2 protein-coding genes are annotated in these 10,530 nt (G+C 67.9%); both read right to left on the bottom strand.

Features of this window, described 5'->3' with window-relative positions; all coding sequences use genetic code 11:
• Position 1: 1 nt before the first annotated feature.
• Entirely contained in the window at positions 2-9,664 is a 9,663-nt protein-coding gene (locus tag F7Q96_RS13040) for a non-ribosomal peptide synthetase (RefSeq protein ID WP_053823547.1), read from the bottom strand.
• Positions 9,665-9,764: 100 nt separating this feature from the next.
• Complete coding sequence (gene fhuF / locus F7Q96_RS13035; protein WP_053823548.1) at positions 9,765-10,505, bottom strand: siderophore-iron reductase FhuF; 741 nt, start codon at positions 10,503-10,505, stop codon at positions 9,765-9,767.
• Positions 10,506-10,530 lie beyond the last annotated feature (25 nt).

The raw sequence follows: 10,530 nt of genomic DNA, 5'->3' as shown, positions 1-10,530 counted from the left end.
ATTAGGAAGTCTCGAGGTCGGCCATCAGGTCGTCGATGGTCTGCAATTGGCTGGCGACGTTGACCGTAGCGCCGGTCGCCTGTTGCTGGGCGATGTAGTCGGCCAGGTCGGCCACGGTGGGCAGCGACATCGCCTGGCGCAGCGTCAGCGTGTTGTCGAACTCGCGATGCAGCCGGGATACGAGTTGCGTCAGCAGCAGGGAGTGGCCGCCGAGCGCGAAGAAGTCGTCGTGTACGCCGACTTGCTCGACGCCGAGCACTTCCTGCCAGATCGTCGCCAGCATTGCCTCGACGTCGTTGCGCGGCGCCACGTAGGCTTGTGTTTCCCATACCGGCTCGGGTAGCGCGCGGCGGTCGAGCTTGCCGTTGGACGTGACCGGCAACTGGTTCAGCGGCACGATCTGCGCGGGCACCATATAGGGCGGCAGGACGCTTTCCAGATATGCCTTCAGCGGCGCCGCGACCTCTCCCTCGCCTTGGTCCGGCACGACATAGGCGATCAACTGCTTGCCGCTCGGGCCATCGTGGGCGACGACCACCGCTTCCCGCACGGTTGCGTGCGCACGCAGCCGCGCCTCGATCTCGCCCAGTTCGATGCGATAGCCGCGGATCTTGACCTGATGGTCGAGTCGGCCGACGTATTCGATGGTGCCGTCGCGACAACGGCGGACCAGATCGCCGGTGCGGTACATGCGAGCGCTGGTGGTGAAAGGGTCGGGGACAAAGCGCTCCGCGGTCAGGCCCGGATTGCCGACATAGCCGCGCGCAAGGCCCAGCCCGCCGATATACAGCTCGCCGGCAACACCGACCGGCACGGGGTTCAGGTCGGCGTCGAGCACATAAGCCGTGCGGTCGCCCACCGGCCCGCCGATCGGCACATAGGCGCTCGGGCAGTCGGTGTCGTGTTGACTGACCCACGCCAGCGGGGTGACCACGGCCTCGGTCGGCCCATAACCATTGATCAGCGTACCGGCCTGGAATTTCTGCTTGATCCGGGCGAAGGCCTCGCGCGACATCGCTTCGCCGCCAAAGGACAGCAGGCGCAGCGGCACCGGTTCGGTGGCGGCTTCGGCCAACCGAAGCAAGTAGGCGGGCGGGAAGCCGGCGTTGGTCACGCCTTCGCGGGCGATGACCTCCAAGGTCTGCTCGGCGCTCCACAAGGTGTCGTCGCGCAGCACCAGTTGGGCGCCGGCGATCAGCGGTACCAGCCAGCGCTCGTGCGCGCCGTCGAAGTTGAACGACAGGAAGTGCAGCTCGCGATCGTCCGGTCCCATGCCGTACTGTTCGGCGGTAGCGTGGCAGTGCATCGCCAAGGGGCCGTGCTCGACGGCGACGCCCTTCGGGGTGCCGGTGGAGCCCGAGGTGTAGATCAGGTAGGCGAGCTGGCGCGGATCGACGGCGGGCAGTTGGATCGGTGCCGGATCGCCAATGTCCTCCATGACGACGAGCGGCAGGGTGGTATCGATGCGCCCGACAAGAGCTTGGGAGGTCAGAACCAGCTTGACGCCAGCGTCCTGCAGCAATTGCGCGATGCGGGCGTGCGGCAGTTCCGGATCCAGCGGCAGATAGGCGGCGCCGGCCTTCAGCGTGGCGAGCAGCCGCACGATCAGGTCGGGACTGCGGTCGAGCACGACGCCGACGACGGCCTCCGGGCGCGCGCCGGCTGCGTGCAATGCGTAGGCCAGGCGCGTGGCGGCGGCATCGAGCTCGCCATAGCTGACGGCGTGTCCGCCGCAGCGAATCGCAATGGCATCCGGGCGCCGGGTGGCCTGGCGCGCGATGGCCACGTGAACCGGGTCGGCAGCCGAGAAGCGCCGGTCCGCCGGGTCCCGGCCAGGCGACGACTCGTGACAGTCCGTATCGATCAAATTCAGGTCGCCGATACGCGTGGCCGGAGGCGTCGCCGAAGCGGCGGCCAGTTGATCCAGCACGCCAACGTATTGCCGCTGCAATTGCTCGACCGCAGCGTGCGAGAACGCTTCGCGCTGATAGCTGCAGACGATATCGAGCGTCGCGCCAGCTGAGACCACCAGCGTCAGCGGATAGTTGGTGGTCGCGGCATGGCTGACCTCGCCGAGCTTCAAGCCGTTCTGCTCGCGCTGGCGCAGCGCCGCATCGACCGGGTAGTTCTCGAACACCAGGATCGAGTCGAACAGCGCCTGGCCGCCTTGACCGGCCCAGCGCTGGATTTCGTACAGCGGCACGTGTTCGTGCTCGCGCAGGGCCAGGTTCTCCGCTTGCAGCGCCTGCAGCCAGTCGGCGACGGACTGGTCGGGCGCAGGCGCCTGGATCACCGGCAGCGTATTGATGAACAGGCCGAGCATCGCTTCAGCACCGGACAAGGCTGCCGGCCGTCCGGCGACGGTGGCGCCGAAGGCGACGGCACGCCGTCCGGTATAGCGCTGCAGCACGATGACCCAGGCCGCTTGCAGCAGCGTGTTCAGCGTCAGATGCTGACTGGCGGCACTGCGTTGGATACGGGCGAGGGCGTCTGCATCGAGCGTGGTGCGGCAGGTCGCATGACCGGGGCCGGCGTCAGGCGCAGGAAGGGCAGACGCCAGCCGCGTCGGCTCGTCGAGCGCTTGCAGCCGCTCGCGCCAGAACGATTCGCTGGCGGCAACATCGTGCGTCTGCAGCCAGGCGATGTGGTCGCGATAGCGCGAGGCAGGCGCCTCGACCGGCTGGCCATGGTAGCGCTGCAGGACTTCGCCGATCAATCGGGCCGTGCTCCAGCCATCGAGCAGCAGATGGTGGCTGGTCCAGATCATGCGGTAGCGGTTTGCGCCGAGTCGAAGCAGGCGCACGCGCATCAGCGGAGGGGTATCGAGCGCGAAGGCTTGTTTCCGTTCGCTGAGCGCGACCTCATCGAAGTCGGCGTCCGACCACTGCCGCTGTGCATCGATGCGAACCGGCGAAGGGACCTGCCGATAGACCGCCTGCATGGCCTGCCCCTCGATCCAGACAAAGCCGGTACGCAGGATCTCGTGCCGTGCGACCGTGTCGTCCCAGGCCGCGCCGAAGCGATCGGCGTCGAGGCCGTCGAGCGTGATGGCGAGCTGGTTGACGTAAAGCCCGGCTTCCGGCGCATAGAGCGAGTGGAACAGCATGCCGTGCTGCATCGGCGTCAGCGGATACAGGTCCTCGATCTGGCGGCCGACGAGGCGATCGAGTTGATCCTGGGTCAGACCGGCGAGCGGTACGTCGGACGGCGTCAGCGCACCGGACGGCACGCTAAGGCAATGGTCGATAGTGCTCTCCAACGCCTGCCGATAGGCTCGCAACAGCGAAGCGATGGTCTCCTGGCGGTAGCGGGCGGTGCTGAACGTGATGCCCAGCGACAGCGCGCCGCCGGTCACCTGTCCATTGATCGTGATCCAGTTGCCAAGCGGGGCCTCAGGATCGCGGCTGGCTCCGCTGGACTCGTCGGCGAAGTCGAATAGCGCGTCACCACCGACGTTCTGGTCGAACTGACCCAGATAGTTGAACGTGATGCGGGGCAGTGCGCGGGGTGCGAGTTGGTCACGGAGAGCTTGTGGCCCCAGATGGCGCAGCAAGCCGTAGCCGATGCCTTGGTCGGGAACGGCACGCAGCGTTTCCTTGACCGACTTGATGCTGGCCGCGGTGTCATCGACCGCCGGCAGTACCACCGGAAACATCGTCGTGAACCAGCCGACGGTGCGGGCGATATCCGGCGTCGCGCGCAAGGCTTCCCGGCCATGCCCTTCGAGCAGCACGGCAGCGCGATCGATACCCGCCCACTGGCCCACTGCCTGCGCCAGCGCGCTCAGCAGCAGGTCGTTGATCTGCGTGCGATACGCCGCGGGCGCTTGTTTCAGCAGCCGCTGCGTCTGCGCCGGCGACAGCCGCAGGGTCAGCGTGGCAGCCTCCGCGATGCGGTCGTCCGACACGGCGTGGTCGCAAGGGACCTCTGGGCCGTGCTGGCCGCGCCAGTAGTCCACTTGCCGGGTGAGTTCGTCGGAGTTCGCATATTGAACCAGCGCCTGTGCCCAGGCCTTGTACGGCGCCGTCTTGGGCGCGAGAGCGATCGGTTGGCGTTGCTGCGCGGTCCGGTATGCCTGCTGCAGGTCTTCCAGCAAGATGCGCCACGAGACGCCGTCCACGACAAGGTGGTGAACGACGAGCAGCAGGCGCTCGCTGCCATCCGGCAATTGCAGATGCAGAGCGCGCAGCAATGGCCCCTGTGCAAGGTCCAGGCTGCGCTGGGCACGGTCGCAGTGCGCTGCGATGGAACCGGCGTCGTCAATTTGCTGCTGCCACAGCAAGTCGCCATCGGGGGGCTCGGCGTAGTGTTGCTGCCATTGCCCGTCCTGCTGGCGGTAGCGCAGCCGCAATGCGTCGTGATGGGCGACCAGCGCCTTCAGCGCGCTGCGCAGCGCGTTCGGGTCCAGAGGCTCCGCTGGTCGCAGCAGTACCGATTGATTCCAGTGATGGCGGTTCGGCATCGGCGTCTCGAAGAACGCCCGCTGGATCGGCAGCAGCGGCACCTCGCCGGCAGGCCTGTCGTCGACGCGCCGATGGGTTTCGTCGCGCTTGGCCACTTGTGCGAGCGCCTGCACGGTCTGATGCAGGAACAGGTCCTTGGGCGTGAAACGCAGGCCCAGTCGGCGGGCGCGGCTGACCGACTGGAGCGACAGGATCGAGTCGCCACCGAGCTCGAAGAAGTTGTCGTGGATGCCGACCTGTTCGACGCCAAGCACCTCCTGCCAGACCTGCGCCAGCAGCGCCTCGATCTCGTTGCGCGGGGCGACGTAGCCTTGCGTTTCCCAGACCGGCGCGGGCAGCGCGCGGCGATCGAGCTTGCCATTCGGCGTGACCGGCAGCCGGTCGAGCGCGATCAGCTGGGCCGGGACCATGTGATCGGGCAGCTGTGCCTTGAGCCGGTCCTTGATCGTTGTGGCGTCGATGGCGTCCAGCACGCAGTAGGCCACAAACCGCTCCTCATGAACGATCACGGCGGCATCCTTGACGCCCGGCTGGGACCGCAGCAGATGGGCAATCTCGCCGAGTTCGACGCGGTAGCCGCGGATCTTGACCTGTTCGTCCTGGCGACCAAGGTATTCAATCCGGCCGTCCGCATCCTGCTTGACGCGGTCGCCGGTGCGGTACATCCGTGCCCCGTCGGTGAAGGGATCGGGCACGAAGCGCTCGGCGGTCAGCCCTGGCCGTCCCAGATAGCCGCGAGCCAGCTGCGGTCCGGCGATATAGAGCTCGCCGACGATGCCGGCCGGCACTGGGTTCAGGTCAGCGTCGAGCACATAGACGCGGGAGCCGGGCAGCGGCGTGCCGGTGGGCAGTTGCCGTTCGGGCAAGGTTACGGCCTCGTGCGTCAGTACGCCGACCGTCGTCTCCGTGGGCCCGTAGTGGTTGAACAACCGGCAGTGCGGCTTCAGGTCGCGGACTGTGCGAGCCAGTTCGGCAGAGGTGGCCTCACCGCCGAGGATCAGCGCCTGCTCGGGCAAGACATCGGCGGGTTGGCGAGCTTGGAGCAATCCGCGTAGATGGCTGGGAACGATCTTCAGTACGCCAACGCGGTGCCGCGCCATGTACTCCGCAAAGCGATCGGGATCGAAGCCGCGCTCGCGCGAGATCAGATGCAAGGTGCGGCCGCTGCAGAGGGCGCCGAACAGCACGGTATGGCCGAGGTCGGCGGCGGTGGTCGAGACCATCGCCATCGAGGCATCGGCCGGTAGCTCGAGCCGGTGCAGCGCGCCGGAGACGTAATGCGCGAGCGCATCGTGGCTGACCAGCACGCCCTTCGGGGTGCCAGTGGAGCCCGAGGTGTAGATCAGGTAAGCGGCCTGACCTGGAAGCAACGAGACGAAAGGGGCCGCGTCCACTGGTGCCACGGAGGCCGGATCGAGGCAATCGAAGCCCGGCACGGAGCCAACCACCACGCGAGCCGCGGCATCGTCCAGCAACTGCCGCAAGCGTTCGGCCGGCTGTGCCGGATCGAGCGGTACGCAAACCGCGCCGGCCTTCAGGATGCCAAGCAGGCCGGTCACGAACGCCGGCGAACGCTCGACGCAGAGTCCAACCCGCGTCTCGCGCCCAACACCGCGCTCGACCAGCGCCGCTGCAATCCCATTGGCCAACCGATCTGTCTCGCCGCGAGTCAGCGTCTGTTCCTCGTATCGCAACGCAATGGCAGAAGAATCCGCGTCAAGGTTGCGCCGCCATGCCGCCAGCACATCGGTCGGCGCCGACGTCACGGACTCGCCAATGAGCCGCCCGTCCTCATTGCCCAACTTCAACTCACCAACGCGAAGCGTCGGTGTCGACGCGATCTGTTCGAGGACGCGGACGTAGTGGTCGCGCATCCGCTCGATCGTGTCGTGATCGAACAGATCGGTGGCGTAGCTAAGCCGGCCCGCAATGCCGTCCTCGCTTTCCACCAGATCCAGCGCGATATCGAAGCGCGTGACATCGCCCTCGATCTGTTCGGCCGTGACGACGTAGCCAGCCAATTGCTTGGGGACCGCAATCGGCAGCGCCAGGTTGAATTTGACCTGGAACAGCGGGTTATGGGCGAGGCTGCGTTCCGGCTGCAGCGCCTCGACCAACTGTTCGAAGGGCAGGTCCTGGTATTGCTGCGACTCGCGCACCGTCTGATGCAGCCGGCGCAGCAGGGCATCCCACGGCATGCTGCCATCGATGTCCGTGCGCACGACGATCGTATTGACGAAGCATCCGATCAGGCCTTCCGTCTCGACGCTGCCACGATTGGCGACCGGCACGCCGACCCGGACATCGCGCTGCCCCGTGTAGCGGTACAGCAGCGTCTGGAAGGCGGCCAACAGCACCGCGAACATCGTCGTCTGTGCAGCGAGCGCGATGCCACGCAAGCTTGTCGCCAACGGCCCGTCCAGCATGAAGGGCACCGCGCCGCCGCGATGACTCTGCACCACGGGCCGCGGGCGATCCCAGGGGAGTTCCAGTACAGCAGGCTGGTCGCCAAGGCGGCCCTTCCAGTAGCCGAGTTGGCGGTCGCGCTCGCCGGCACCGAGACGGTCCGCATGCCAGGCGGCATAGTCCGCGTAGCGGATCGCCAGTGGCGGCAACTCGACCGGGCGATCGGCCGCGAAGCCGTCATAGAGCCGGCAAAACTCGTCGATCGCCACATTCATCGACCATCCATCCGACACGATATGGTGGACCGTGATCGACAGCCATTCCTGGTCGTTGGCAACAAGCAATTGCGCGATGCGCACGGGCGCCGCGGCTAGCAGGTCGAACGGCTCGGCGCTGAGCTCTCGCGCCTTTGCCTGCGCCTTGGCGGCGGCGTCGGGACCAGGCTCGCGCAAGTCCACTACCGCGATCGGGCAGGGACGGGCCGGCAGCGCGCGCTGCCGCGGTTCCTCATGCTGGTCCAGTTCGAAGCGGGTGCGCAGGGCCTCGTGCCGGGCGACCAGCGCGTCCACTGCGCGTTGCAGCGCGATCCGGTCGAAACGGCCGCGCAGCTTCAGCACGCCCGAGACGTTGTAGGCGCCGCTGTCAGGCTGCATCGACCACAGCACCCACAGGCCGCGCTGCACCGGAGACAGTGGGGCGAGCTCGCTGTCGGGCCGGCGCGAGATGGCCATGTCCTCGGACGGCGTTTCTCCCTCGTCGCGCGCCAGCAACCGGTCGATGACCGCCGCGTTGGCCCGCAGCGACCCATCGGCAAACAGATGCGCCAGCGCGTAGCCACGATGCAGCCGCTCCCGGATTCTCGACACCAGCTGGGTCGCGCGCACCGAGTTGCCGCCCAGGGCAAAGAAGTTGTCATCGGCCGAGGCGGGGTGGACGCCCAGGACTTCCTGCCATAGCTCCGCCAGAGTCGCCTCGGTGCCCTGCAGCGCCACGGCATCGGCGTTGGCATTGGCGCTCACGACCGGCGCCGCCGCGCCGTCGAGCGAAGGGACCGATGCGAGCTGCCGCCCCGATTCGAATGCGGCCCACAGTGCCAGTTCGCCACTGCGCCAGGCCGGCAGGCAGCGCGAGCGCTGCAGCTTGCCGCTGGTGGTCTTCGGCAACTCGCCGGGCTGCAGCAGCAGCACCAGACCCGGCGGCTCGCCGCAGCAGTGCGCCACCGCCTCGCGGATGGCGGTTTCCACCGCTTCGGGCGAGCCGAACTTCTGGATGCTGCGCGCAATCTCGGCGGCGATGCCGATCGTTTCGATCCGACCGTCGGCGGATTGGAACGGGAAGGCCGCGACGCGCCCCTTGCGCACGACCTCGACCGCCGCTTCGACCGCGATCTCGATGTCCTGCGGATACAAGTTGTGTCCGCGAACAATGATCAGGTCCTTCAAGCGTCCGGCGACATAGAGCCTGCCGTCGTGCAGGAAGCCGAGGTCGCCGGTGCGCAGATAGCGCGATGCGGCGTCGCCGTGATCAGGGAACGTCCTGGCGGTGGCCTCGGGCTGCTGCCAGTAGCCCGCCGTCACGCTTGGCCCGCTGATGCAGATCTCCCCGATCTGCCCGTCTGGAAGCGGCTGGCCATGCTCGACGCAGCGTATGTCGACGCGATGACCCGGGGCGGCATCGCCGCAGGCGACCAGTCGCGTACCGTCGCCATCGATCGATGCAACCGCGTGTCCGGATGCCAGCGCGGCCTCGTCGAATCCGATCAGCGTGGCGCCTTCCCCGGGACGCCCCCCGGTAGCAAGCAGCGTTGCCTCGGCCAAGCCATAGCAGGGATAGAGTGCACGAACGTCGAGGCCGGCGGCGGCGAAGTGGCTGGCAAATCGTTCCAGTGTTTCGGCGCGAATCGGCTCGGCGCCGCAGAAGGCGACGCGCCAGCTGCGCAGCGACAGGGTCGGCACTTGTGCCGCGCGTACGCGCTCCACGCACAGCCGATAGGCGAAGTCGGGGCCGCCGCTGACGGTGCCGCGGAACCGGTCCATCGCCTCCAGCCAGCGGCGCGGCCGTTGCAGGAAATAGGTTGGCGACATCAGCACCAGCGGCATGCCGCCATAAAGCGGATGCAGCAGTCCGCCGATCAGGCCCATGTCGTGATAGAGCGGCAGCCAGCTGACCATCACGTCGTCGGCCGTGGTGCCGAACTGGCTGGCGATGGCCGCTTCGTTGGCGACGATATTGGCGTGCGTCACCATCACGCCCTTCGGGGTCGCGGTCGAGCCGGAGGTGTACTGCAGGAAGGCAATGGCGTCGGGACGGATGGCCGCGGCCCAGGCCCTCGCGTCCGCGACGGTGGGTCCAGGCGACGCTGGCCGGACTGACGATACGGTGACGACGTGGGCTTGCAGGCTGGCGGACCGGCCGCTGGCCCAGTCGCCGGCAAGTCCGTCGTCGACCACCACCACAGCAGGCTGCGCGTCGGCGGCGATGGCGTTGAGCCGTGCCAGATGCTGCGGCCGCATCGACTCCGGCGGGAAGGCCGGCACCGCGATGACGCGCGCCAGCAGGCAGCCCAGAAACGCGCTGACGTAATCGATACCGGTATCGAGCACGATCATCGCGCGCTCCCCGGGCCGGGCCACTTCGCTCAGTCGCGTGGCATAGGCCGCCGCGCGCGCGAGCAGGTCGCGATAGCAGTAGGGCGTGCCTTCGGGATGGTCCTCGTCCAGCACCGTCAGCGCCATCGCATCGGCGCGGCCTGTCGCGTGATGGATCAAATAGTCGAGCAGCGTCTCGCCTTGCATTGCTGTCCTTTTGCGAATCGATGGACCGGTGCTGCACCAGCACGTCCGACAGAAGGAAGACGAAGGGAGGAGCGGGGAATTTAGCGTGGCGTGGCTTCGATCAGCACAATGCCGCGCACTCGGCGCGCAGCGGGCAGGTACCGCAGTAATCGTCGCCGTCGAGCCGGTACTTCAGGCAGCAGACGCGGCGTACCCGCCGTTCGCCGCCGTCCGCTTGCGGGCGCTCGAGGTAGGCCGCGCGATAAGGGTGCGGCCGGCCATCCGCGCCCTTGTCCTGGCGCAGCCATTGCGCCAGCGTGTCGCGACGCCGGGGATCGAGCGCCGGGTGGGCGAGCAGGTTGATGCCGACGTATTGGACGAACTCGGCCGCGTGGCTCCACAGCACGCGCGGCGAGGCACGGGTCAGCTCCGACAGCGTCGCGAACACCGGCGCCAGATGGTGGTGCGTCATGGCGGCCAGCGTTTCGTCCAGCGTTGCCGCGCCATGGCCGAGCGTCGGCGAACGCAGGTGGATGCGTGACACCAGCCCGTCCGGGTCGAACGCGATATCGACCTCGTCCAGCGATACCGGCACGGTCCGCCCGAGCGCAGCCGCCGCAACCAGCACGGGCGGCACCAGCACCACGCAGTAGTGCCGGGCCCACCACGACGCCAGGGCGGGAGGGGCGCGCTCGTGTTCGGCGGCGATCGTGTCGCGGTATTCCGCCAGCCGTTGCCGCAAGGCGGCGGGCTCGGCAAACGCGCTGCCCGGCACCGCATCGACGCCGGCCGGCGCCGTGGTGACTCCTTCGCCGAAGCGCCGCAGCGGGCCGGGAAAGAAGGGCGTGAGTTCGGCAATCAACGGGGAATCTCCAGGCCGGGCAGGT

It is taken from the genome of Cupriavidus gilardii (genome assembly GCF_008801915.1).
In the GTDB taxonomy this organism is placed as follows: domain Bacteria; phylum Pseudomonadota; class Gammaproteobacteria; order Burkholderiales; family Burkholderiaceae; genus Cupriavidus; species Cupriavidus gilardii.
This window is presented reverse-complemented; position numbering and strand designations above follow the sequence as displayed.

Bases quoted from the DNA above. Each gene is read 5' to 3' on its own strand.
- F7Q96_RS13040 (WP_053823547.1), bottom strand. From the start codon at position 9,664: ATGCAAGGCGAGACGCTGCTCGACTATTTGATCCATCACGCGACAGGC.